This is a genomic window from Novosphingobium sp. BL-52-GroH (assembly GCF_044813085.1).
GTDB lineage: Bacteria > Pseudomonadota > Alphaproteobacteria > Sphingomonadales > Sphingomonadaceae > Novosphingobium.
Genome location: NZ_CP171149.1, coordinates 155,148 through 177,993, shown reverse-complemented (window position 1 = coordinate 177,993; position 22,846 = coordinate 155,148). Strand labels below are relative to the sequence as shown.

The window sequence follows — 22,846 nt, the reverse complement described above, 5'->3', positions numbered from 1 at the left end:
GACGTCGGCTGCCTGCGACATCACGCCTGCCGAACCTTCCCCCGCGCCGGGGTGTTGAGCCCATGCGGCCGTAGCGAGCGCGGCCAGTGCAAGGGACGCGAGCAGCAGGAGGGTGGGATAGATCGAAAGCAGTACGACGAAAGCGAGCTACGATTGCCACTGAGCAGTTTGCTGAAAGCCCAATGGCGAAATTGGAGGTAGCCAGGTCTGAAGCGGACGGCGGGATGTGACTGTCCTTGAGGTTCACCGATATCGGCGCTCCTTTCAGGTACACAAAATTCACGCCTTGGTGAGGGATAGCGCTGGCGATTGCGTATCCTGACTATGACGCCGAACGACCATTTCCATCGCTCCCTGCTTCAGCGCAGGCGTTTCCTGGCCCTTGGCGGCGTTTTTGCGGGCAGTCTTGGCGTGGCAGGGCTGTTCCCGGCATGGGCGCGTAGCGGCACGCCGGGTATCGTTCAGGCCGACACCAATTCCGGCGTTCTGTCCGGTAATTCCATCGCGCTTCAGATCGGCGCGAGCCATTTCACCACCGGCGGGCGTTCGGGCCACGCGGTGACCGTGAACGGAACGTTGCCCGGCCCGCTGCTGCGCCTGCGCGAAGGGGAGATGGTGCGCATCGCCGTCACCAATCGCCTCAAAGAGCAAAGCTCGATCCACTGGCATGGACTGCTGGTGCCGTTCCAGATGGACGGCGTGCCGGGCGTCAGCTTTCCCGGCATCGATCCGGGAGAGACGTTCGTCTACGAGTTCCCACTCACCCATTCGGGCACATTCTGGTACCACTCGCACTCCGGAATGCAGGAAGCGGAAGGGCTGTTCGGCCCGATCGTGATCGATCCCGCCGGCCCCGATCCGATCGCCTGTGATCGTGAGCATGTGCTTGTCCTTTCGGACTGGAGCCCGATCCATCCGCACGAGCAGATGCGCCGTCTGAAGATGATGGGCGGCTACTTCAATCGCCAGCGCCAGACACTGTCGGGTCTTCTCGCAGGGAAGGACCAGTCGCTGTCCGACCGCCTTGCCTGGGGGAAGATGCGGATGGACGCGACCGACGTTTCGGACGTGACCGGATCGACTTACAGCTTCCTCGTCAACGGCCACGGCAATGCAGAAAACTGGACAGGCCTGTTCGTACCGGGCGAGAAAGTGCGGCTGCGCGTCATCAACGCCTCTTCGATGACGAACTTCAATTTCCGCATTCCCGGCCTCTCGCTCACTGTGGTGACGGCGGACGGCAATCCCGTGCAGCCGGTCGAGACCGACGAAGTGCAGATCGCAATCGCCGAGACATACGACTTCATCGTCCAGCCGGGCACCTTGGAAAGCTACGGCGTGATCGCCGAGGCCATCGACCGCTCCGGGCTCGTGCGGGCAACGCTGGCGCAGCGGCAGGGCCTCGTCAGTGAAACGCCAAAGCTGCGCGAGCGGCCTGTGCTAACCATGCGCGACATGGGTATGGACATGGACGGCATGGACATGGGCGAGGGCGGCGCTATCCACCTCAGCAAGCCGGCCAACGGTTCGTTGGGCGGCCACTCGATGTCGATGCGCGATCCTTCGGTCGCGCCAAGCGTGAAGATGGGGCCAGGCGTCGCCACGCTTTCGCCGATGCCGGTCGACCGTCTGGCCGACCGCCCGACCGGGCTGGAAAAAGTTGAGCACCGCGTGCTGACTTATGCCGATCTGCGCTCGCGTGATCCCAATCCGGATCCTCGTGTGCCGAGCCGCCAGATCGATGTCCACCTGACCTCCGCGATGGAGCGGTATATGTGGTCCATGGACGGCGAGGCGATGTCGGAGAACCCGGCGCCGATTCCCTTCCGTTTGGGCGAGCGCGTGCGCGTCAACCTCATCAACGACACGATGATGCCGCACCCGATCCACCTGCACGGCCATTTCTTCGAACTGGTCAGCGGCGAGCCGGGGAACCGCGCGCGCAAGCACACCGTCAACGTACTGCCGGGCGGAAAGGCTTCGTTCGATCTTACCGCTGATGGCGAGGGTGACTGGGCTTTCCACTGCCACATGCTTCTCCACATGCATGCTGGCATGATGCGGGTCGTTACGGTGCGCAGGGAAAGAGAAGCCTGATGGCTCGTCTTTTCCCGATCCTCACCTTGCTACTGCTGGCTGGCTCTCCGCTTGCGCTACAGGCGCAGGAAACCGGCACCACATTGCCGCATGCCGAGGACCATGCAGGTATGGATCATGGCGCCATGGACCATTCGCACATGGACATGTCCGAGATGGATATGAACGGGCAAGACATGAACGGCATGGATCATTCCGCCCACGTCATGCCCGCAAGCAAAGTTGGCGATGAGCCAGGCGATACTCCGCCGCCGCCGGCGCCGACCGACTTTCCTGCCGAACGTTTCTTCGCGCCCGATCGCATGGCGGCCTCGCGCGCGGCGATGATAAAGGAGATGACGTTCAGGACGTTCGCGCTACAGGTGGACCAACTGGAATTCCGCACCGGCAAGGGCGGTGATGGCATCGGCTGGGACGGGCAGGCCTGGTATGGCGGCGACATCGACCGGATCGTACTGGCCAGCGAAGGCGAAGGCACGTTCGGCGAGCGTGCCGAACGCATCGAGCTGGGTGCCTACTGGCGTCATGCACTGGACCCATGGTTCAACCTGCAACTGGGCATGCGGCAGGATTTCCGTCCCGATCCTCAGCGTACGTACGCGTTAATCGGCATCGAGGGGTTGGCGCCGTACTGGTTCGAACTGCAAGGTCAGTTATTGGTCTCGAACAAGGGCGATGTCCATGCGCGCGGCAAGGCTGGCTATACACAGCGCATCACCCAGTCATTGGTGGTCGAGCCCGAGGCCGAGGTGGATTTCGCGTTTCAGGACGTTCCTGTGCTCAACGTCGGTGCCGGGTTCGAGCGCCTCGAATTGGGGGCGAGGCTTCGCTACGAACGCAATCGCTCGCTTGCGCCTTACGTAGGCGTCAATTGGGAGCGCAAGCTGGGAGAAACCGCTCGGATTGCGCGAGCCGCGGGCGAGGATGTGTCCGGCGTTTCGGCGGTTTTCGGCCTGCGTGCGATGTTCTGACTTTGCATGACCGCGCCGTCCGCCGGACGATCGCTCGAAAAGCTTGCGGCGCCGTTCGAAGCGGGGACAGTCCCCGATCTTGTGATGGAGCATCTGTCCCGGTTCGCCCCCTGACCCCTCGCTCGATCCATGGCGCGACAGCGAGGCCATTCTCGACGAACTCACCGATGACCTGGCAACTCTTATTGCTGCGGATACACAGCGCAGCAGGTCCTGCAACGTCCTCCTGTCCACTCGCAACTGCGGCTAAACCGCGCAGAACTCGTGGGTCTTATTCCATCGCCTACGGTGATGTCCTGTGCTGGATGCAAGTCGATCGCAAGCCCAATTGCGACCACCAATCCAGGGGAGGGACCTTAGTGAAGCATATCCTCTTTGCCACATGTTCGATCGGTTCGCTGATGATGGCAGGCGCGGTGCATGCTCAGGAACAGACGAGTGAACAGACCGAAGCGGCTCGGCCCAGTTCCAGTTCGGACGACATCGTGGTTACGGCTCGCCGCATCGAAGAGAGCGTCCAGTCGACGCCGGTTTCATCCATGTCGTGAACTGAGGCAGCGCGTTCAATGCCGTTTCGCAGCGCCGCCAGTCGTACTCGTCGCGCCAATAGCTGCAGAGTGCCTGCAGGCGGGCGAGCGGGACACCTTGGCTCCAATCCTCGACCGTTTCCGGTGCCGGCCATCGTGCGTGTTCGAGACGTCGGTGCAAATCGTCCAGCGCAGCCTCCGGGACGGCGATCGAACGGCGTGATGGCGTCGTCCATCAGAAGGTGACACCCAAGGCGTCGACGGTGCCCAGGTCTTCGCCGGCCACGAAGATGCGCTCGACGATATGCGCGCCCTTTTGGCCCCATTCGTCCATGTTCGCGATCCAGGCCTGCATCGCGTATGGCGGCCAGCGGCGGTAATATTCCCACAAGGTCTCGTCGTCCGGCACACCTTGTGCACCGGTTTCGACCAGACAGCGGCGATAGTGGCGCAGCAAGTCGCGATCGTTGGCACGGCGCTCCTCGATCGTCAGGGCGCCCAAGACGAAATAGGTAAAGTCCCGGATCGGTTTGCCTTTGCGGACCAGTTGCCAGTCGAGCCAGACGCGCTCGCCGCCGGGCCGGACATAACTGTTGCCCTGATGACTGTCGCCGTGGACCAGGCACCAGGGTCCCTGTTCCTTCGTCTGGGCAAAATCGACCAGCGCGTCGAATACCGTATGAAGGCGCGAGAGATCGCCCTTGATCCAGTTGGGGAGGAAAGTCTGGTACTCTGGACGCGCATGGTTTGCCTCTGCGAAGCTGTACATCATGTGCAACTGCTGGACGTCGACCGGCGTGACCATCGAAACCGGCAGCCAGTCTGCAGCATGAAGCACCGGACTGTCCCAGAATGCGCCGTGGATGCGTGCCAGGCTGGCCACGCCCCGGGCGGCTTCCTCGACGCCCATGTGATCCGTGCTGATTCCGAAGTGCCCGCCTTCGATCGAGAGGTCTTCCATGACGACGAGACCCTGACCGCTGTCTTGGCGCGGGTCCCAGGCCTCGAAGTACGAGCGCGGAGCCGGGAACGCGACATGGCGCCGGAAGTCTTCGTAGAAACGGGCTTCCAGCCGGCAGATGCCCTGGCTTTCGAACTGCGCCCAATTGGCCTTGAGACAGACGTTCTCGGGAATGCCGGACGCCTTGCCGATGTCGTTCAAGGTGAGGCGGACCTGATACTTGGTCGTATGGCTGTTTCGCAGGAAGACCTTCTCCATCGCTTTCACGACGATGCCGGGATAGCGGGCCTGCATGATTTCGGTCAGCCACTGCGGAGTTACGTCTTCCAGGCGGGCGGGGATGCCTACCGGGTTCGCCAGCGCCGTCATCGCCTCTCTCCTTATTTTGTCTTTTTGAGTTCGCGCAGGGCCCGGTTGGCAGCGATACGCCCCGCTATACCGGACACCCCGCCGCCGGGATGAGCCCCAGCGCCACCGATCAGGAAGCCAGGGAAGGGCGGCTTGGGTCCGCCGAAGCCGGTCGCCGGACGATGCACGCCTGAGCGCAGGGCGCCGAAATCGATGTGGGTGACGCATCCGTTGGTCACGTTCAGGCGCTTTTCGCGTTCGCGCGCGGTCTCGACGAAGCGCCCCACTTCCGTGTCGAGGCCGTCGTAGAATTCGCCCAGATGGGCCTTGATCGACGCCATTGTGCTGTCCTTGAGAGCAGGCGACCAGCCTTCGCGCGCATCGACGGCGACGCCGGGCAGGTAGACGTATGCCAGCGAACCGCCCGGAGGGGCCTGTGTCGGGTCCGAGTTCGACAGCGGGCTCAGCGACATCGCGTGGCGCTGCGGAATGTCGCCCCGGCGCGCGGTGGCGAAGGATTCGCGCACTTCCTCCGGGGTGCCGATCAAACCGACTGCCTTGTTGAGGTCGGCATCGTCGTGCCGCAGGTCCTGGTGCCTCCTCAGCGTAAGGGGCCCCGACATGGCGATGTTGGCGAGGAAAGGCGCCGCGTTCGAACGGTTTGCGGGAGCATGTTCGATCCGCTGCATCAGCGTGCGGGGAACCCCGCCTGGCGTCGTTAGGCGCATGGCGGTGCGCGGGTCGCAGGTTGCAATCACCATTTTCGCGCGCAGGATTCGGCCATTTTCGAGCCGCACGCCTTTTGCGGCGCCATCGTCGACGATGATCTCGGCGACGGGGGCGTTGAGTTCGATCTTCGCGCCCGATGCCTCGATGCTGCGGGCCAAGGCATTGGAAAACGACTGCAGACTGCCGATCGGCTTGCCGGTGCCGTACTTGTGCGTCACGGCGAAGATCATGTAGGCGGCGGCATTGCCGTCGTCGTCCACGGGCCCCGCGCCCGCCGCGATCCCGAGCAACAGCGCGATCGTGGCCGGGTGTTCGAAACGCTCGCAGGCGATCTGGTCGGCCGTCGCCTTGGATATGGCGACGAGTTCGTCCTTCAGGCGGACGTTGCGCACCGCGCTGCCGATCATCTTGGACAAGTTCTTCACGTCGGGGCGGCCGGGCTCCGCCATCATCAAGGGGAAGCCGATGTCCATCATGACGTTCAACGTCTTCATGAACTCGAGATAGGCCTTGCCGTCGTTGCGGTTGATCCGGGCGATGTCCTCGGCGGTGCGCTTGTAGTCGTAGAACAGCGCGATGGAACTGCCGTCGGGGTGCAGGTAGGCGTAAGTCGGGTCGGGATCGACGGTCCGCAGGCCGTGCTTGTGCAGTTCGAAATCCTCGATGATGCCGGATTTACGCGCGAACAGCAGTTCGACCGCGCAAGGAGTCACCAGATGTTCGGGAGCCTCCGGGATCATATAGCCGGAACTGGTCATCCCGCCGACCTTCTCCAGGCGTTCGACGACGACAACCTTCTTGCCTTCGCGTGCCAGGTAGCCAGCCGCGGCCATGCCGTTGTGTCCGGCACCGATCACAACGACGTCGACCTCTTCGACGGCCCCACGCATGTCCGTGCTCATGGTTCAGGCGCCCGCAGCGGCGGTATAGGCCTTGCCCCATTCGGCCAGCGCGACCAGTCGCGACTTGCGGTCTGCCTGGAGCTGCGGAATCTTCGCTTCGTCCGGGCCGTCCGGCACCAGCACCAGCGGCTCCTTCCCGAGGTTCGCCAATGCCAGGGCGCACACGTCGGCCGGATCGTAGGCCATCGAGTAGTCCATTCCGAGGCCTTCGGTAGCCCGGCGCAAGGTGGGTGTGTCCATGATCGGCGCAGCGATGCCGACGATGTCGACGTTCTGGCCATCCAGCTCTGCCCAGAGCGATTCCACGAAGTTCAGCTCGAACGCCTTTGTCGCCGAATACATGACCAGCCACGGCTGGCCGCCGAGCCCGGCGCCCGACGACATGATGACGATGCCGCCCTTGCCGCGCGCGAGGAAGCGGTTGCCGAAGCCGTGGCTGGCTTCCAGCACGTTGGCAGCGTTCATCGTGAGCAGACGGAGCGATCGCTCCACAGGCGCGCCGAAGAAGCTGTTGCCCGCGCCATCGGCGCCTGCGTTGGAGATATAGAGACCGATATCAAGATCGGCGGTGGCTTCGACGAGGCGGCCGCCGGCCCCCGCTTCAGTAAGGTCGGCGGTGAGCGAGCGGTACTCGATTCCGTATTGGTCCTGAAGCCGCAGGCCCAAAGCGTCGAGTGCCTCCTTGCGGCGGGAGACGAGGACCAGGTTGATGCCCATCGCGGCCAGTTGTTCGGCGTAGCACGCGCCGGTGCCTTCGGAGGCACCCGCGATAATCGCCCATGGGCCGTACTTTGCCGTGAAGGCGGCCTGGTCCAGCTCGGGCAGGTCGATCTTGCGCATCAGCGTCGTTCCTCTCGTTCGGGGGTCAGCGCCGGGCGCCGACGATGCCTGTTTGGGGACAGCGTAGAGAACGGCGGAGAGTAGCCCGCCTATCGTGGGAAAGGACGTTGGAGTTCGGAGCCAAGCCGCCGTTGCCGCGCCTCCGCTCGCGGTGATCTCGGTCGCCGTCGATCCGGCCCCTTGGCCGTCGATATCGGCGACGACGACCGAGGTGCCACGCCGTGCAAGCGCTATCGCGCAAGCCCGGCCGATGCCGCTGGCCGCGCCGGTGATGACGGCAACCTTGCCCGAAAGCGTATCCATTACCCTCTCCTCTCGTTCGAAACTGCGATGTTCCGATGCGGGGTTCGGCCTGTCCGGCTGTCTGCCGGATCATTGCCGGCATCTTCTATGACCGAGTTTTCCGGGAAGGGCTCTCGACGAAAACCGGCGCGTTCCGATGACATATTTTCCAGAATCCTATCGGGAGATAGGGCCGACGCCGCCAGCGTCGCTCCATTCTATAGAATATGGAAAGACCCCACGCGATCTCTTCGCATCTGCATTCCGAGTCGTTACAGCTTGCACCCAGCGGCACGGGCAGGTCGGTGACGTTGCGACAGGCGGTGGTAAGGCTGTTGCGCGCGCGGATCGTGGAAGGCGGGCTGCCGCCTGGAATGCTGCTGCGGGAAACGGCATTGGCCCAGCAGTTTGGCGTGAGCGCCACGCCCATACGCGAGGCACTCGGTACGCTTGCTTCGGAAGGACTCGTTGAGATCGAGGCGCATCGACTCAAGCGCGTGGCGCCAATCGACATGGCCGCCACCGGCGACCTCATCCGGGTGCAGGCAGAGTTGTGGCGACTTGGATACCGCTGGGGAATGTCGCGCATCGGAGCGGTGCAGGTAGAGCGAATAGAAGACGCGATTGCGCGCTATCGGGCGGCTCTGGCGATGTCGGAGCATATGGCCGCGATCCAGGCCGGCCTGGATTTTCATACCGTCTTCATCGTGGCCTCGCAGAATCGCGAACTGCTGCGCTCAACGCTCGACCGACGGGGCCTGATCGCGCGCTTCATATTCCTGCACGGTATCGAGACGCTGTCGGCCACCGGCCTGTCGCAGCACGAAGCAATCCTGCACGCCTTCAAGGCGGACGATCACGCCGCCGTGCTCGCCTGCCTCGATCGGATGGCAGCCCGTCTTGTCGCGCTTTGCGACAACCACTCTTTTATAAACAAGGACTAATCATGGATTTCGAACTACCCGAAGAATATCGCGCCTTCCGCGACATGGTGCGCCGCTGGGTCGACAAGGAAGTGCCCAAGGAATGGGCACGCGAACTCGAACGGGACGAACACGCCTATCCCTTCGCCTTGTGGGACAAGTTTACCGAAGCCGGTTTTCACGGCGTGGGCATTTCCGAGGACTTCGACGGGCAGGGCGGGGATGTCGTCATGCAGATGCTGCTGGCGCGCGAGCTGGCTCGTTCGCTGGGCGGGCTCGCGTGGATCTGGGGTATCACCAGCTTCGCCGGGTCCAAGTCGATCGGCCTCTACGGATCGGCTGAGCAGAAGGCCAAGTATCTGCCGCTGATCGCCACGGGGCAGTTGAAGGCCGCGATCGCCTTTACTGAACCCGCCGGCGGCACGGACCTGCTGGGCGCCATGGCGACCACTGCCGAAAAAGTCGAAGGAGGCTGGAAGCTCAACGGCGAGAAGATCTGGTCGTCGTCCGCGCATGTCGCAGATTACCTCTTGGTGATCGCCAGAAGCGACAAGAGCGCCGAAAAGAAGCACCAGGGCCTCACGCTGTTCTGGGTGCCTACCACGACGCCCGGCGTGAAGATCACCCCGCTCGCCAAGCTGGGCATGCGCTCGATGGGCAGTTGCTCGATTCATTTCGAAGATGCCTTCGTCGCCGACGAACAGGTGCTGGGCGAGCCGCACAAGGCCTGGTACATGCTGTTGCCCACGCTCAACAACGAGCGGATCATGGTCGGGGCGTTCTGCTTGGGCGTAATCGACGGGGTGCTCGAAGACGCGCTCGACTACATGAAGCAGCGCAAGGCTTTCGGCGGGATCATCGGCCGCTTCCAGGCCCTGCAGCACTACGTCGCCGACATCGCGACCATGCAGAAGACCACGGAACTCATGCTCCACTACTGCGCTGACAAGCAGAGCCGGGGCGAAAACGTGGGCATTGAGGCGAACATGCTCAAGCTGATGGCGTCGGAGAATGCCAATGCGGCGGCCGACCTGGGCATCCAGATCTTGGGCGGCATGGGCTATTCGGCCGAGACGGACATGCAGCGCTACTGGCGCGACAGCCGGTTGTGGCGGATTGGTCCGATCACCAACGAAATGGTCCGCAATGGCATTGCCGAAAGCCTCGGGCTGCCCCGGTCCTTCTGAAAGACAGGTGAGAAACGGCGACGTGCAGTGCACGATCGCCGCATCCTCGAGGAGAGCGAGATATGATGTTTCCGCAGCAACCGATCCCCGACCATGTGCCCGCCGAACTGGTCGAGCCGGATTTTCCTTTCATTTTCGGCCTGACCACGGAGAAGGACCCGTTCGACGATCTGGCCATGAAGGTCCATGATGGCCCGGACATCATCTATGCACCCCATGCCTATCCAGGCGGCACGGCCGCCTGGGTGCCGCGGCGGATGGCTCATCTGCGGGCCATCTACCTGGATACCGAGCACTTCTCGTCGAAGGACTTCTCGCCGTTTTCCAAGCTCGTCGGCGGAAACTGGATCAATTCGCCGGCGGAACTGGACCCGCCGCAGCACGGGCCTTTCCGCCAGATGGTCAATCCGGCCTTCACGCCCCGGGCCATGGCGGCGTTGGAAGAGAAGATCCGCCAGTATGCGGTGGAGTACATCGATGGATTCGTGGCGCGTGGCGAATGCGAGTTCATGGGAGACTTCGCGTTCGAGTTTCCGATCAAGGTCTTCATGGAGCTGATGGGCCTGCCGCATGACCGGGTTGCGGAGTTCATGGAGTGGGAGATGAACCTGCTTCACAACCACGACTTGTCGAAGATCGCCGAAGCGACGCGTAACGTTCTGGACTACCTGGGCAGTGAAATCGAGGATCGCAGGATCAACCCGCGCGACGATCTCATCACCTTTGGAGTGCAGGGCAAGATCGATGGTCGACCTTTGACTCAGGACGAACTGCTTGGCTTCATGTTCAACTTGTTCATCGGCGGTCTCGATACCGTGTCGACCAACATGGGGCTGCAGTTCCGCCACTTGGGCAGCGACATGGAAGATCAGGCGTTCCTGCGCGCCAACCCCGCGGAAATCCCGCATGCGATCGACGAATTGATGCGTGCTTATGGCGCGGTGACTACCTTCCGCACCTGCAAGAAGGAAATCGAGCTTGCCGGCGTGCGCTTCATGCCGGGCGACAAGGTCGCGATGTCAACCACGCTGGCGGGGCGCGACCCGGCGGAGTTCGACGATCCGACCGCAGTGCGCCTGGATCGTCGCCCGCGCCATGTCGGGTTCGGCTTCGGCGTGCATACCTGCGTGGGCATGCATCTTGCCCGGCGCGAACTGCGCATCGCGATGGAGGAGTTTCTCGCCCGGATCCCCGAGTTCCGCATCGCGCCGGGGCACCAGGTCCGCTGCCATCTCGGCATGATCCAGCCTGTCGAATTGCCTCTGGTCTGGCAACGCTAGTCCGCGACGACTGATCCGGGTGTCGTGATGGGTCCCTGTGGGAAGACCAGGTCTCTAGGGAAAGGGATCACCCCAGGGACGGCACCTGGCCGTCGTAGCCATGTCACCGTGAGCCAGTTCGAGGTGAGGACAAGTTCGGGGACTGAGAGACACCGACGTAGTCCGGGCATCGAGGCGAAGATTTCCGGATTTTCCTGGCATCGGGCCTGCTCAGGGGAAGGTTTGCGGATCCTGAAGGGGGGGGGCTTGCTAGAGGTGGAGGCGGGGATTGCGGACGAAGAGGCCTTGGGCATCGCCGTAGCCCAGGTTGCACAGGAAGTTGCTGCGCCAGCGCCCGTCGGGGAAGAATTCGGCGTCGAGGCCTGCCTTGTCGAATCCCGACATCGGTCCGCAATCGAGGCCCAAGGCGCGCGCCGCCATCATCATGTATGCGCCCTGCAAAGTCGATGAGCGGGCGAGGGTATCTTCGATCAGCTCCTGCTGGCCCTCGAAGGACGCGCGCATGTCACGCGCGCGGAACAGCTTGGGAAAGAGTTCGTGGAAACGGGTGTCCCCGGCGATGACAACCGTGCAGGGAGCGGCCGCCACCTTTGCGACATTTCCCGGATTGATGTGCGGCAGCAGTCTCGCCTTGGCTGCCGCGGAGCGGACGAAGACGAAGCGCCCCGGATTGCTGTTTGCGGTCGTCGGCCCCCATCGCGTCAGCTCGTAGAGCAGGCGCACGGTCTCGTCGTCTACCGGGCGGTCCGACCAGGCGTTATGGCTGCGTGCCTGGAGGAACAGGCGGTCGAGCATTGCCTTCTCGGTGAAATCCGCGGTGTCTGTCATGCCGGGCCGTTCTTTTTCGTCGCCAGACCACGCTGCCGCCGCCCGCCGTTCAAGCGGGCGGCTCGCGTCGCGATCAGTAGGACCCGGGAGGCGAGATCGGGTCCGCGCCTGCCGTGTTGCGGCCGTAGATCTCGTAGCCGATGGTCGGGATGTTCTGGATGTGGCGCGTCGCCATGGACACGTCGCGCCAGTAGCGGTTGATCGGCTTGTCGGTCGCGAAGCCAGACGAGCCTGCCTGGAACATCAGCGATTCGCTGGCGCCGTGGACCAGTTCGATGATCTGCGCGGTTCCTGCACGGTGGCGCGCCTTTTCCGCCAGGGTGTATTCCTCGCCCAGGCCGACGCGGTCGAGCTTGGCGGTGATGTCGAACAGGATCAGCTTGGCGGTGTCGATCATTGCCGCCGCTTCGCCGAGGTCGCGCATGTAGGCGCCCGAATTGGTGCGCGGCGTGATGAAGGTCGTCAGTACCGGCTTCTTGACCAATTCGGCGGTCACGATCTCGAGCATCGCCTCGACCGCGCCGACGAGTTGGGCAACGCCCGTGGTGCGCACTACGGGGACTGCGGGAAGCAGGTCCGAGGGCGCGCCGAAATGGCGCTTGGTGCGGTCGATCTGGCCGGCCCGTTCATCCATCAGGACCATCTGGGCGTCGGGAATGAAGACGTCTTTGGCAACCGCGGTGTCCGAGCCCGTGCCCTGCATCCCGGTCACGAACCAAGTATCCTCGATGGTCATGGCATCCATCGGCAGGTAGCACATGTTGATGCCGGGAACGACGGGGCCGTCATAGCCTTCCAGCACCACGCCCTGCTGCGCCCAGGTCGATTGGCGCGAGCCGGACATGTAAGGCCACTTGCCGTTGATGATCCAGCCGCCGTCGACCTTGCGGGCCTTGCCCGTCCCAATTCCGGAGACGCTGTTCCGACGCCGTAGGGCTGACGATCCGACCAACGCTTCGGGCATGGTGAACTTGCGTTCATACAAGCGCGTCGTCGTCGTGGGGATGTAGAATTCTGTCGCTCGGGACCGGTTCGCCGGATGGAGGCACGAAACTGACTTGGGCGACGCGCCAGGATCGTTTCTTGTCACCGGGCCAGTAATGACGCGGATGGCGCGCTTCGGCAGGAGGATGCCGATCGTGTACCTCCACGTGGATCAGCCGCCCGGTCTCGCGTAGCTGTACTGTCGAGCCCGGAAACTCGCTGCGGATGCGGTCACTTAGCGCCTGGGCGTCCTCGGAGAGGTCCGGCCCTGACAGCGCGCGGGGCGCACCGTCCACCAGCTCGGCGGTGGCCGATCGCAGAGCCTTTACGCCGTCGTTGATTATGTCGAGCGATATGATCGCGGCGGCCAGCGAGTCCGCCCACCACCAGCCCACACCAAGACCTATCACGCCGAAGAGCCCCGCTGCGCCGGTGAGCCAGTTGGCTTTGTTCATAAGCGCGTCAGTGTGCAGCAGCTTGTCGTTCAGCGCCTGCGCCAGCGGCAACTCCTTGCGACCGATGATCATAGGCGGCACCAGGGAATAAAGCTGCGCCGCGATCATCAGCCAACCGAGCCAAAACTCATGCCCGAACAGAACGATCGAGGCGACGCTCGGGTGCTCGGCCGCGACGAGTGCGGTAATCGCATCAAAGAGCAGGATTGCACCGACAGCCGCCAGCGCCACCGCCGCAACGAAGAAGCCAAGGCCGTTGACACGGTGAAATCCGAAGGGGAAACGCGTGGAGGGCTTTCCTTTGCGTTCGATCCGCGCGGCGAGGAGAAACATCAGTGGCGGCACGAGGCCGAGGGTGTCTTCGATCCATGCCGTCTTCATCGTTTGGCTCTGGCCCAGCACCAGTCCCATCGCGACGATGATCGTCACGCTCCAGAACAGGTTCCAGTATTCCAGGACCACGGCTTTGCGCATGGTGTCTTCGAGTTCGGTTGGCAGGTGAGGGTTGCTCATCGACCGGCCCCCGGCTCGGCAACCGCGCGGCTGGCGTGTTCGACCGTCATGATCCACCGGTTCTCTCCGTTGCGCATGGCCGCCTTGAGTTCCAGCGCGTCGGACGGCTTGCCACTGGTTCTCAAGGCCGGACCAAAGGCGACGTTGGTCTGCCATGGGCTATCTGCAGCGAAATTGCCGATGGCGAGGTCGAGTTCGCCGTATTCAAGCCGCTTGAGCAGAGCCTCACCGGACCCATCGACGATCATCGCCTTGGCATTGGTTGCCGATTCCAGCCTTCTGATGAGGGATGTGGTCGGGGCCTCGCCTGCGGTCTCCCGATCGGCAAACCCGATTTTCATCGATCGCTCGCGCAGGATGCGATCCGTCGTCCCCGCCGGATCGCGCGGCAGCGCGTCGCACGCGGAAATCAATGCGAAACCGGCGAGCAATAGCTTTTTCATGTGCGCGAAACGCAGGGCGGATGCCCGTGTTCCGCCAAGCGTGTCACGATGACATTGCTTACCATTGTGAGAGTGCCACCGAACGAGTCCGCGATCACGAGGATTTGGCGGCGGTGCGAGCGGCGGTTCGGCCGCCGCGCACCTTATCGATCCGAGACTACGCGCGTTCAGACGGTTCGAGACGAACGACAGTCATTTTCGCGGCACGTCTTTCAGGATTCGCCCGCGGGCAAGACCGCGATGGTGGCGGCCCCCAGGTACGAACGGTGAGGGTGGAGGGCGATGGCGCGCGGTGCATTTGAGGGTATCACCGGGGACCGACAACTTTGACGTCGCCGCCCTGGGCGCATTGACGGCATGCGGATACCGCCCGCCTTTTGTAGCAGATTATGCTCAATATGAAAGGCGATCCTATCTTCGATCCTCGTCCATGACCATTCTGAGATAACGGGCGTGACATCACGATGGCCGTGAGCGTTGCCATTGCAATACAACCGGAAACGGTTGCCAACACGACGTCCTCAACCACAAGATGGCCAAGCAGGAAGAAGCCGAAGCCGATGGGCGAGAGCTGAGAATAGTAATTCTGTCCTCGGTTTGCCGATGGTCATGGTCACGACTGCCAATTTACACTTCGAGCGGAAATAATCGATCAGCATAGCGAACCTCGCGCCGCAGCATGACAATTTTATCATCCGTATGGTGGGCTCGGCCATCAGACCTTGGAGTAGAATGCGTCATCGTCGTGAGTAATCTTGGATGGTTGCGATGATTATCGGCCAGGTGCCGATACCGATCGAGCCTTCGGCTGGTTTAAGTCTTGAATTGTCGCCGCTCCTTGCCGCCCGAGTCAGCCCCAGCCAGGCCGCGAACTGACGGCCTGATCGGAACAAAGATGCGTAGGGCACCGCAGCCGCGATAGCCGAGGCCGTAATCGGGCCGATCCCCGGGATGATGGCTAGCCTCCTGCTCGTCTCGTCGTTACGGTGCCAATCGAGGATCTGTGCCTCAAACCGATCGATCTCGCTCGATAGCGCCCGCAACTGAGCGGCAATGCCATGAAGGGCTGACCGCGCGTGAGCGGGAAACCCCACCGCAGGCACGGCCGGACGCGGCCGCCCGTCAGCTTCCGAACCCGTGGAGCAAGCTTTCAACGTGCGCGAAACGATCGGCCTCGCTCGACATTACCTCGGCAAGGATCCAACGACCCTTGCTTTCAGCGGGCCCGTGGCCGCGCAATCGATCGAGCAATCGCGACGCAAAGTGAATGCGTTCGCGGCCGGGCCCGCGTCTATGCGCGCGATCAATATATCGCCAATGGTGATCCACCACGTCACGCCGGCGTCGTGGCTTAAGGGATATTCCTAATGTCGCGGTGCAGCATGGTCAGCGAGACTGCTCTTCCTCGCCCGCCACAATCCTTGAAGGACCCGGACCATGAGCTATCCCGTCGATCAATACACCGCGCTTGCGAAAGCTAACGGACAATTTCTGCTGAAACTCACTGAAATCGCCCGCGTCAGTGGCGAGAATTATGCGCAACTCGGTGGCAAGGCCGTAGCAACCTACTTGGATCAGCTAAAGGAACTCAAGCCGGGCAGCGTGCCGAGCTTAGCGAGCGGAGGCGTCACCGGCCTGTTCAGCGAGGTCGAGAAGAGCCGGGAGGCATCGCTCGGCAAGATCAAGGCCGCTTTCGACGAATGGCAGGGCTGCTGCCAGGGCGTGCTGTCGCAAGTAGCCAGTCCGCAGGAACTGACGGGCGCCGTGCAGGCATGGTTCCAGCCTTTGCTGACCATGTCGGCTAGCGGACTTGAGAAGGTGAAGGCGCCAACCGGCCAGACCACGAAAGTCCCCGAAACGGTTTGAAGATCGCGGCATTCGCAAAGCCGGCTCCCGCCCACGTCCGGCGGTAGCCGGCTTTACAATATCGACCGGGGGCAAAGCAGGGGTCCATGGCTGTTCGAACAATGAATAGGTTTCGGTCTTCAGGCCGCAGGATTGCAGTACCTTGCGCTTTCCTGCCGATAGTTCTTGCCAGTTGTTCGTTTGCGCCCACTCCTGTCCGCCCGCCGCCACCTGTTCCGGATCGCTATGCCGAGCAGTCAGCGCCGGGAAGCTCGGTCGCGCGGATCGGCTGGCGCGAATTCTTTCGCGACGATCAACTCCAGTCCCTGATCGGCGAGGCGCTCGCGAACAACCGCGATATCCGCATAGCAAGCGCCCGTGTGGCGGAGGCCCGCGCATCCTGGCGGGTCGAGGGAGGGGCAATCTACCCGCAGCTCGACGCCGTCGGGACGGGTACGCGAGGGCGCACGCTCTTCAACCTGCCCGGCGCCGGCCCCCAGCCCGTCAAGCAGAAGCAGATCAGCGCCCAGCTGAGCGCCGGCTGGGAGATCGACTTCTGGGGGCGCCTGCGCAACCTGCGCGAGGCGGCCCGTGCAGAATATCTCGCGACCGAGGAGTCGCGCCGTGCGGTCGCGACCGATCTCATCGCCCAGGTCGCGAACGGCTATCTGCTCGAGCGCGAATATGACGAGCGCGCGGCGTTGGCCGGTCGCTCGATCGAGACCCGCGAGGAATCGCGGCGCATCATGCGACGGCGCTATGAGGTGGGTTCGGGGTCGAAGCTCGACATGATGCAGGCCCAAGCCCTGCTTGCACAAGCGCAGATGGCCTTGCAGGCGCTCGATCAGGACCGCGGTGTCAACCGCAACGCGCTCGCATTGCTGGTCGGGCATCCCGTGGAGATAGCGCAGGGGACACTGGCGCTCGCCAGGTCCTGGCCGGATCTGACATTGCCAGCCGGCCTGCCCGCCGAATTGCTCGTCAACCGGCCCGATATTCTCGCCGCCGAGCACCAGCTGATCGCCGCCGATGCCAATATCGGCGCGGCGCGTGCTGCCTTCTTCCCGAATATCAGCCTGACGGGTGCCTATGGCGCGGCCAGCGCATCGCTCGACGATCTCTTCAGGAACAGCGTGGAGGAATGGAGCTTCACCCCGACGATCACCTTGCCGCTCTTCAATGCCGGTCGCCTGAAGGGCAACCTCGATTTGGCGAAAGCCCGACGCGATCGGGCGGTCGCCGAATATGAGCAGACGGTGCAGACGGCGTTCCGCGACGTGTCCGACGCGCTGCTACGCAAACATCAGATCGCCCTTCAGATCGAAAGCACGGCCAGATTGCTGGAGGCGCAGCGCGAACGTGCGCGGCTCGCGCAGCTTCGCTTCGACAATGGTCGATCGGCCTATCTGGAGGTGCTGGACGCCCAGCGCGACCTGTTCGCCGCCGAGCAGTCACTGACCCAGCTTCGCCGATCCGAACTGGCGAGCGTGATCGCGCTCTATTCGGCGCTGGGCGGCGGCTTTGCGTCCGATCCGGTTTTCAACACCGAGGCAAGGCAAGGCGGAGACGAGGGAAGATGATCAAGCCCCCCAAGAAATGGCTCATCAGGGGCGGCATCGTGGTTGCCGGCATAATTGTTGTCATCATCCTCTGGCAGCTTCTCCAGCCGGCCGGCCTGCCCGAAGGCATCGTCAGCGGAAATGGCCGAATCGAAGCGGTAGAGATCGACGTGTCCGCAAAATCACCTGGCCGGATCCGCGATATTCTCGCGGATGAGGGCCAACTGGTCCGCGCGGGCCAGATCGTCGCGCATATGGATGTTGATGTGCTCCAGGCACAAAGGTCCGAAGCCGAGGCGCAACTCGCCGAGGCGCAGAACGCGGTTCTCATGGCGCAGACGGGCATTTCGCAACGCCAGAGCGAACGCGCTGCCGTGCAGGCATCGGTGCGCCAGCGCGAGGCGGAGTTGAATGCCGCGCGTAGGCGTTTCAGCCGCTCGGAAACGCTCGCACGCGAGGGCGCAACCGCGGTCCAGGATCGTGACGACGATCAGGCACAGGTCGAGAGCGCCACAGCGACGCTCGAGGCCGCCCGCGCCCAACTGGCCTCTGCCGATTCGGCGATCGCGACGGCGCGCAGCCAGGTGATCGGCGCCCGGTCCAGGGTCGATGCCTCCCGTGCGACCATCAAGCGGATCGAGGCGGACATAACCGACGGCGACCTGCGCGCGCCGCGTGCCGGCCGCATTCAGTTTCGTGTTGCTCAGCCTGGCGAGGTGGTCGCCGGCGGCGGCCGGGTTCTGAACCTGGTCGATCTCTCCGACGTCTACATGACCTTTTTCTTGCCAGAGACGGCAGCTGGGCGCGTTGGGATGGGCAGTGAAGTGCGGATCGTCCTCGATGCGGCGCCGGACTATGTCATCCCGGCGAAAATCAGCTTCGTCTCGGATGTCGCCCAGTTCACGCCCAAGACCGTCGAGACCGAGAGCGAGCGGCAGAAGCTGATGTTCCGTGTCAAAGCCCGCATCGATCCGATGCTTCTCCGGAAAAACATCGCGCATGTGAAAACGGGTCTGCCGGGAATGGCCTATGTCCGGATCGATCCGACTGCGCAGTGGCCTGCCAAACTCTCGCGAATCTTTCGTGAATAGGACCATCCCGAACCACGGCGCCGATCGGACAGCCCCGGTGGTCAGGATCGACAGCCTATATCAGCGCTACGGCAAGACGGGAGCACTGTGCGACGTCGATCTCGAGATCCCATCGGGCCAGATAGTCGGCCTGATCGGACCGGACGGCGTAGGCAAGTCCAGCCTGTTGTCCCTGATCTCTGGCGCCCGTGCGATACAGGATGGAACCGTGCGTGCCCTGGGTGGCGACATGGCCGAACGACGGCATCGCGAGGTGGTCTGTCCTCGTATCGCCTACATGCCGCAAGGTCTCGGCAAGAATCTCTACCCGACACTCTCGGTCGAGGAGAATCTCCAATTCTTCGCACGGCTGTTCGGCCATAATGTCGCCGAACGGCGCAAGCGTATCGATGAACTCACGCGCAGCACCGGTCTCTATCCTTTCCTGTCGCGGCCGGCGGGCAAGCTCTCAGGCGGCATGAAGCAGAAGCTCGGGCTGTGCTGTGCGCTCATCCATGACCCCGATCTCTTGGTTCTCGACGAACCCACGACCGGCGTTGATCCGCTAGCCCGCGCGCAGTTCTGGGATCTCGTCGCGCGCATTCGTGGGAAGCGCCCCGGCATGAGCGTGATCGTCGCCACGGCTTACATGGACGAGGCCGAAAGATTCGACTGGCTGGTGGCGATGGACGAGGGAAGGGTGCTGGCGACCGGCACGCCTGCCGAACTGCTGGAGCGCACCGATAGCGCCTCATTGGAGGCGGCATTCATCCACCTTCTCCCGGAGGAAAAGAGACGCGGCTATGTACCGGTGGAGATTCCACCGCATGTGACAGACGAACGCGACATCGCCATCGAGGCTGCCAATCTCACCTTGCGCTTCGGCGATTTCGTGGCGGTGGACCATGTCAGTTTTCGCATCGAGCGCGGCGAAATCTTCGGCTTCCTTGGCTCCAACGGCTGCGGCAAGACGACCACCATGAAGATGTTGACCGGCCTGCTCCCAGCCAGCGAGGGGCAGGCTTGGCTGTTCGGCCAGCAGATCGATCCGCGCGACATCGCGACACGCCGCCGCGTCGGCTATATGAGCCAGGCCTTCTCGCTCTACACCGAACTCTCCGTCCGCCAGAATCTCGAACTGCATGCCCGCCTGTTCCATGTCGCGCCGGACCAGATTTCCGGCCGGATTGTGGAAATGGTCGAGCGCTTCGGGCTCAGCGCAATCGTGGATGCACTGCCCGAATCACTGCCGCTCGGCCAGCGCCAGCGGCTCAGCCTGGCGGTCGCGATGATCCACAAGCCCGAGCTGCTGATCCTCGACGAACCTACGTCCGGCGTCGATCCGGTGGCGCGTGACTCGTTCTGGCGGCTGCTGGCGGAGCTTTCGCGTCGCGACCGGGTGACGATCTTCGTCTCCACCCATTTCATGAACGAGGCCGAGCGCTGCGATCGCATTTCCATGATGCACGCCGGCAGAGTCCTCGACAGCGATGCGCCCGACCGGCTCATCGCGAGGCGCGGCGCGAAGACGCTGGAGGAGGCCTTCATCGGCTACCTTGTCGAAGCCGAAGGGGGCAACGCCGCCGCTGAGGCTCCGAATGCCGTTGAAGCGCCCACGCCGCATATAGAGGGGCGCGTACGTCGAACCCTCAGCCTGCAACGCATGCTCAGCTATGTGTGGCGCGAAACGCTCGAGCTGCAACGCGATCCTGTGAGGGGCACTCTCGCGCTTGCAGGCTCGGTGATCCTGATGCTGGTGATGGGCTTTGGGATCAGCACCGATGTCAACGAACTGCGCTTTGCGGTGCTCGACCGCGACCAGAGCACGCTCAGCGAAAGTTATCAGCTCGACATCTCGGGCTCACGCTATTTCGCTGAACAGCGGCCGATCAGCGACTATGCCGATCTCGACCGGCGCATGCGAAGCGGCGAACTGGCGCTGGCCATCGAAATCCCCCCTGGATTCGGACGTGACCTTCTGCGGAGCCAGCCAGTCGCAATCGCGGCTTGGTTTGACGGCGCGATGCCACAGCGAGCTGAGACCGCCCAGGGCTATATCCAGGGCCTTCATCAGCATTGGCTCGCCGAGCAGATGAGAACGCGCGCCAGCGTGAAGCCCGCCAGCAACATCTCCATAGAGAACCGCTATCGCTACAATCCCGACGTGGCGAGTCTACCCGCCATGGTCCCGGCCGTGATCCCGATCCTTCTGTTGATGCTGCCGGCGATGCTGGCGGCGCTGGCGGTTGTGCGGGAGAAGGAAATGGGCTCGATCATCAACCTCTATGTGACCCCCGTCACGCGCACCGAATTCCTGCTCGGCAAGCAGCTGCCCTATGTGGTGCTCGCCATGATCAACTTTGCCGTCATGATCCTGATGGCCGTCTTCCTCTTTGGCGTGCCGATCACCGGCAGCCTTCCGCTGCTAATCCTCTCCGCGCTGCTGTTCTGCATCACTGCCACGGGCATGGGGCTGCTGGCGTCCGCCGTCACCAAGAGCCAGATAGCAGCCCTGTTCCTGGCCATGGTCGGCACACTGATACCGGCGTCGCAGTTTGGCGGGATGATCGATCCGGTGTCCTCGCTCGCAGGCGCCGGCCGGGTAATCGGCGAAATCTATCCCGCAAGCCACATGTTCACGATCAGCCGCGGCGTTTTCAACAAGGCGCTGGGCTTCGATGACCTATGGGGCTCCGTGTGGCCGCTGGCGCTGTCGGTACCGGTTATCCTCGGCCTGGCGATCCTTCTGCTCAGAAAGCAGGAACGCTGACATGCGGCAGACGCTCTCCAACATCTATCGGCTCGGCGTCAAGGAACTGTGGAGCCTCTGGCGCGACCCGATCATGCTTTTCCTGATCGTATTCACGTTCACCTTCGCCGTCTACAGTGCGGCGTCATCGATGCCCGAGACGCTCAACAGCGCACCAATCGCGATTGTGGACGAGGACAATTCCCCGTTGTCGCAGCGTATCGTCTCGGCCTTCTATCCCCCGCACTTCATGAATCCAAAGATGATCGCGCCGGCCCAGATCGATCCGGGTATGGATGCCGGTGACTACACCTTCGCCCTCTATATTCCCGAGGGTTTCCAGCGCGACGTGCTCGCCGGCCGGCGCGCCGAGATCCAGGTTAACACCGACGCAACACGCATGACCCAGGCGTTCACCGGCAGCAGCTATATCCAGCAGATCGTGATAGGCGAGATCACCGAATTCACGAACCACTATCGCGGCCAAGCCGTGCCACCGGTCGACCTTGCATTACGCGCACGCTTCAATCCGACGCTGGACAAATCCTGGTTCGGCAGCCTGACCGAGATCATCAACCAGATCACGATGCTTTCCATCATCCTGACGGGCGCCGCGCTGATCCGTGAGCGAGAACATGGCACCATCGAACATTTGCTTGTCATGCCGGTTACGCCGTTCGAAATCATGCTGTCCAAGGTCTGGTCCATGGGACTTGTGGTGCTGGTCGCATCGATCTTTTCTCTGAACTTCGTCGTGCGCGGGCTTTTGGGAGTACCCGTGGCAGGCTCGTTGCCGTTATTCTTCACCGGCGCAGCGCTGGTGCTGTTCGCAACTACCTCGCTCGGCGTCTTCATGGCAACGATCGCGCGCAACATGCCGCAATTCGGCATGCTGGCCGTCCTGGTGCTTTTGCCTTTGGAGATGCTTTCCGGCGGCATGACGCCGCGCGAAAGTATGCCCGCACTGGTGCAAACCATCATGCTGGCGGCGCCGACCACGCATTTCGTCGAGCTTGGCCAAGCCATCCTGTTCCGGGGCGCCGGGCTCGATGTGGTCTGGCCGCAATTTGTCGCGGCCGCAGTGATAGGCGCGTTGTTCTTCGGCATCGCGTTAACCCGGTTCCGCAGAACGATCTCGGCGATGGCGTGACAAGCCCAATACTATCCGCGATTTCGCCGATGACTGTCAGTGCGACGATGCTGCTCCATTTGGCAGTTTGCGCATCAGCCGATTACGGAGATCCACGTGGTCAGCGGTGACAGGCAATCGCGAGCGCGTGGGGTTGGTCGGAGCAGACAAACGGGTGGGGAGCGCTTCCGTAACACTACCGATATATCCGTTAATGCGGATGC

19 protein-coding genes and 1 pseudogene are annotated in these 22,846 nt (G+C 62.9%); 11 read left to right on the top strand and 9 right to left on the bottom strand.

What is annotated here, in order from left to right; translation table 11 throughout:
• Positions 1-324: 324 nt before the first annotated feature.
• The 3 genes from ACFFDA_RS00850 (at position 325) to ACFFDA_RS00840 (ending at position 3,616) form a co-directional block, all read left to right on the top strand.
• Entirely contained in the window at positions 325-2,097 is a 1,773-nt protein-coding gene (locus tag ACFFDA_RS00850) for a copper resistance system multicopper oxidase (protein WP_404478321.1), read from the top strand.
• Positions 2,098-2,237: 140 nt separating this feature from the next.
• Positions 2,238-3,068 carry a copper resistance protein B gene (locus ACFFDA_RS00845; RefSeq protein ID WP_404477692.1) on the top strand — a complete coding sequence of 277 codons (831 nt, stop codon included), beginning with the start codon at positions 2,238-2,240 and terminating at the stop codon, positions 3,066-3,068.
• A 359-nt stretch (positions 3,069-3,427) separates the two neighbouring features.
• A complete protein-coding gene (locus tag ACFFDA_RS00840; protein WP_404478326.1) occupies positions 3,428-3,616 on the top strand; it encodes a hypothetical protein in 189 nt (62 codons plus the stop codon).
• Here the strand turns inward: ACFFDA_RS00840 and ACFFDA_RS00835 are convergent.
• From ACFFDA_RS00835 to ACFFDA_RS00820, 4 genes are read right to left on the bottom strand one after another with little or no spacing between them, the layout of a single operon-like run.
• Complete coding sequence (locus ACFFDA_RS00835) at positions 3,558-3,776, bottom strand: epoxide hydrolase N-terminal domain-containing protein (protein WP_404477691.1); 219 nt, start codon at positions 3,774-3,776, stop codon at positions 3,558-3,560. The two genes, ACFFDA_RS00840 and ACFFDA_RS00835, sit on opposite strands and share 59 nt — an antisense overlap.
• Before the next feature lie 54 nt (positions 3,777-3,830).
• Positions 3,831-4,925: a phosphotransferase gene (locus tag ACFFDA_RS00830; RefSeq protein WP_404477690.1), complete on the bottom strand. Its 1,095-nt coding sequence runs from the start codon at positions 4,923-4,925 to the stop codon at positions 3,831-3,833.
• Positions 4,926-4,936: 11 nt separating this feature from the next.
• A complete protein-coding gene (locus tag ACFFDA_RS00825; protein ID WP_404477689.1) occupies positions 4,937-6,523 on the bottom strand; it encodes a phytoene desaturase family protein in 1,587 nt (528 codons plus the stop codon).
• Positions 6,524-6,538: 15 nt separating this feature from the next.
• On the bottom strand, positions 6,539-7,678 hold the full coding sequence (locus ACFFDA_RS00820) for an SDR family NAD(P)-dependent oxidoreductase (RefSeq protein WP_404477688.1): 1,140 nt from the start codon (positions 7,676-7,678) through the stop codon (positions 6,539-6,541).
• A gap of 206 nt (positions 7,679-7,884) precedes the next feature.
• Between ACFFDA_RS00820 and ACFFDA_RS00815 the strand changes: the two genes are divergently transcribed.
• The 3 genes from ACFFDA_RS00815 to ACFFDA_RS00805 all read left to right on the top strand — a co-directional run bounded on the left by ACFFDA_RS00815 (position 7,885) and on the right by ACFFDA_RS00805 (position 11,047).
• Positions 7,885-8,601, top strand: coding sequence for a GntR family transcriptional regulator (locus ACFFDA_RS00815; protein ID WP_404477687.1), 717 nt, complete (start codon positions 7,885-7,887; stop codon positions 8,599-8,601).
• Between the two features lie 2 nt (positions 8,602-8,603).
• Entirely contained in the window at positions 8,604-9,767 is a 1,164-nt protein-coding gene (locus ACFFDA_RS00810) for an acyl-CoA dehydrogenase family protein (RefSeq protein ID WP_404477686.1), read from the top strand.
• A gap of 62 nt (positions 9,768-9,829) precedes the next feature.
• Positions 9,830-11,047 carry a cytochrome P450 gene (locus tag ACFFDA_RS00805; protein ID WP_404477685.1) on the top strand — a complete coding sequence of 406 codons (1,218 nt, stop codon included), beginning with the start codon at positions 9,830-9,832 and terminating at the stop codon, positions 11,045-11,047.
• Between the two features lie 249 nt (positions 11,048-11,296).
• Here ACFFDA_RS00805 and ACFFDA_RS00800 read toward each other — a convergent pair whose 3' ends face one another.
• From ACFFDA_RS00800 to ACFFDA_RS00780, 5 genes and pseudogenes are all read right to left on the bottom strand, one after another.
• A complete protein-coding gene (locus ACFFDA_RS00800; protein WP_404477684.1) occupies positions 11,297-11,875 on the bottom strand; it encodes a malonic semialdehyde reductase in 579 nt (192 codons plus the stop codon).
• Between the two features lie 73 nt (positions 11,876-11,948).
• Entirely contained in the window at positions 11,949-12,860 is a 912-nt protein-coding gene (locus tag ACFFDA_RS00795) for a hypothetical protein (protein ID WP_404477683.1), read from the bottom strand.
• Complete coding sequence (locus ACFFDA_RS00790) at positions 12,853-13,827, bottom strand: cation transporter (RefSeq protein ID WP_404477682.1); 975 nt, start codon at positions 13,825-13,827, stop codon at positions 12,853-12,855. Before ACFFDA_RS00790 ends, ACFFDA_RS00795 begins: the two co-directional genes overlap by 8 nt.
• Positions 13,824-14,258, bottom strand: a complete 435-nt coding sequence (locus ACFFDA_RS00785; RefSeq protein WP_404477681.1) for a hypothetical protein — start codon at positions 14,256-14,258, stop codon at positions 13,824-13,826. The genes ACFFDA_RS00790 and ACFFDA_RS00785 overlap by 4 nt, the downstream gene beginning before the upstream one ends.
• Before the next feature lie 845 nt (positions 14,259-15,103).
• Positions 15,104-15,355, bottom strand: a pseudogene (locus tag ACFFDA_RS00780) (transposase); the annotation flags it as partial.
• A 352-nt stretch (positions 15,356-15,707) separates the two neighbouring features.
• Between ACFFDA_RS00780 and ACFFDA_RS00775 the strand changes: the two are divergent.
• From ACFFDA_RS00775 to ACFFDA_RS00755, 5 genes are all read left to right on the top strand, one after another.
• A complete protein-coding gene (locus tag ACFFDA_RS00775; protein WP_404477680.1) occupies positions 15,708-16,136 on the top strand; it encodes a hypothetical protein in 429 nt (142 codons plus the stop codon).
• Positions 16,137-16,237: 101 nt separating this feature from the next.
• Entirely contained in the window at positions 16,238-17,695 is a 1,458-nt protein-coding gene (locus ACFFDA_RS00770; RefSeq protein ID WP_404478320.1) for an efflux transporter outer membrane subunit, read from the top strand.
• The gene (locus ACFFDA_RS00765) at positions 17,692-18,765 is read left to right on the top strand and encodes an HlyD family secretion protein (protein ID WP_404477679.1); all 1,074 of its coding nucleotides are present in this window, start codon (positions 17,692-17,694) and stop codon (positions 18,763-18,765) included. The genes ACFFDA_RS00770 and ACFFDA_RS00765 overlap by 4 nt, the downstream gene beginning before the upstream one ends.
• A 37-nt stretch (positions 18,766-18,802) precedes the next feature.
• Positions 18,803-21,514: a ribosome-associated ATPase/putative transporter RbbA gene (gene rbbA, locus ACFFDA_RS00760; RefSeq protein ID WP_404477678.1), complete on the top strand. Its 2,712-nt coding sequence runs from the start codon at positions 18,803-18,805 to the stop codon at positions 21,512-21,514.
• A gap of 1 nt (position 21,515) precedes the next feature.
• Entirely contained in the window at positions 21,516-22,643 is a 1,128-nt protein-coding gene (locus ACFFDA_RS00755; protein WP_404477677.1) for an ABC transporter permease, read from the top strand.
• Positions 22,644-22,846 lie beyond the last annotated feature (203 nt).

Excerpts from the sequence above, each read along its gene's own strand:
- ACFFDA_RS00790 (WP_404477682.1), bottom strand. The coding sequence starts at position 13,827 with ATGAGCAACCCTCACCTGCCAACCGAACTCGAAGACACCATGCGCAAA.
- ACFFDA_RS00845 (WP_404477692.1), top strand. The coding sequence starts at position 2,238 with ATGGACATGTCCGAGATGGATATGAACGGGCAAGACATGAACGGCATG.
- ACFFDA_RS00775 (WP_404477680.1), top strand. The coding sequence starts at position 15,708 with ATGAGCTATCCCGTCGATCAATACACCGCGCTTGCGAAAGCTAACGGA.
- ACFFDA_RS00755 (WP_404477677.1), top strand. The coding sequence starts at position 21,516 with ATGCGGCAGACGCTCTCCAACATCTATCGGCTCGGCGTCAAGGAACTG.
- ACFFDA_RS00820 (WP_404477688.1), bottom strand. The coding sequence starts at position 7,678 with ATGGATACGCTTTCGGGCAAGGTTGCCGTCATCACCGGCGCGGCCAGC.
- ACFFDA_RS00810 (WP_404477686.1), top strand. The coding sequence starts at position 8,604 with ATGGATTTCGAACTACCCGAAGAATATCGCGCCTTCCGCGACATGGTG.
- ACFFDA_RS00830 (WP_404477690.1), bottom strand. The coding sequence starts at position 4,925 with ATGACGGCGCTGGCGAACCCGGTAGGCATCCCCGCCCGCCTGGAAGAC.
- ACFFDA_RS00850 (WP_404478321.1), top strand. The coding sequence starts at position 325 with ATGACGCCGAACGACCATTTCCATCGCTCCCTGCTTCAGCGCAGGCGT.
- ACFFDA_RS00765 (WP_404477679.1), top strand. The coding sequence starts at position 17,692 with ATGATCAAGCCCCCCAAGAAATGGCTCATCAGGGGCGGCATCGTGGTT.
- ACFFDA_RS00815 (WP_404477687.1), top strand. The coding sequence starts at position 7,885 with ATGGAAAGACCCCACGCGATCTCTTCGCATCTGCATTCCGAGTCGTTA.
- ACFFDA_RS00800 (WP_404477684.1), bottom strand. The coding sequence starts at position 11,875 with ATGACAGACACCGCGGATTTCACCGAGAAGGCAATGCTCGACCGCCTG.
- ACFFDA_RS00825 (WP_404477689.1), bottom strand. The coding sequence starts at position 6,523 with ATGCGTGGGGCCGTCGAAGAGGTCGACGTCGTTGTGATCGGTGCCGGA.
- ACFFDA_RS00770 (WP_404478320.1), top strand. The coding sequence starts at position 16,238 with ATGAATAGGTTTCGGTCTTCAGGCCGCAGGATTGCAGTACCTTGCGCT.
- ACFFDA_RS00805 (WP_404477685.1), top strand. The coding sequence starts at position 9,830 with ATGATGTTTCCGCAGCAACCGATCCCCGACCATGTGCCCGCCGAACTG.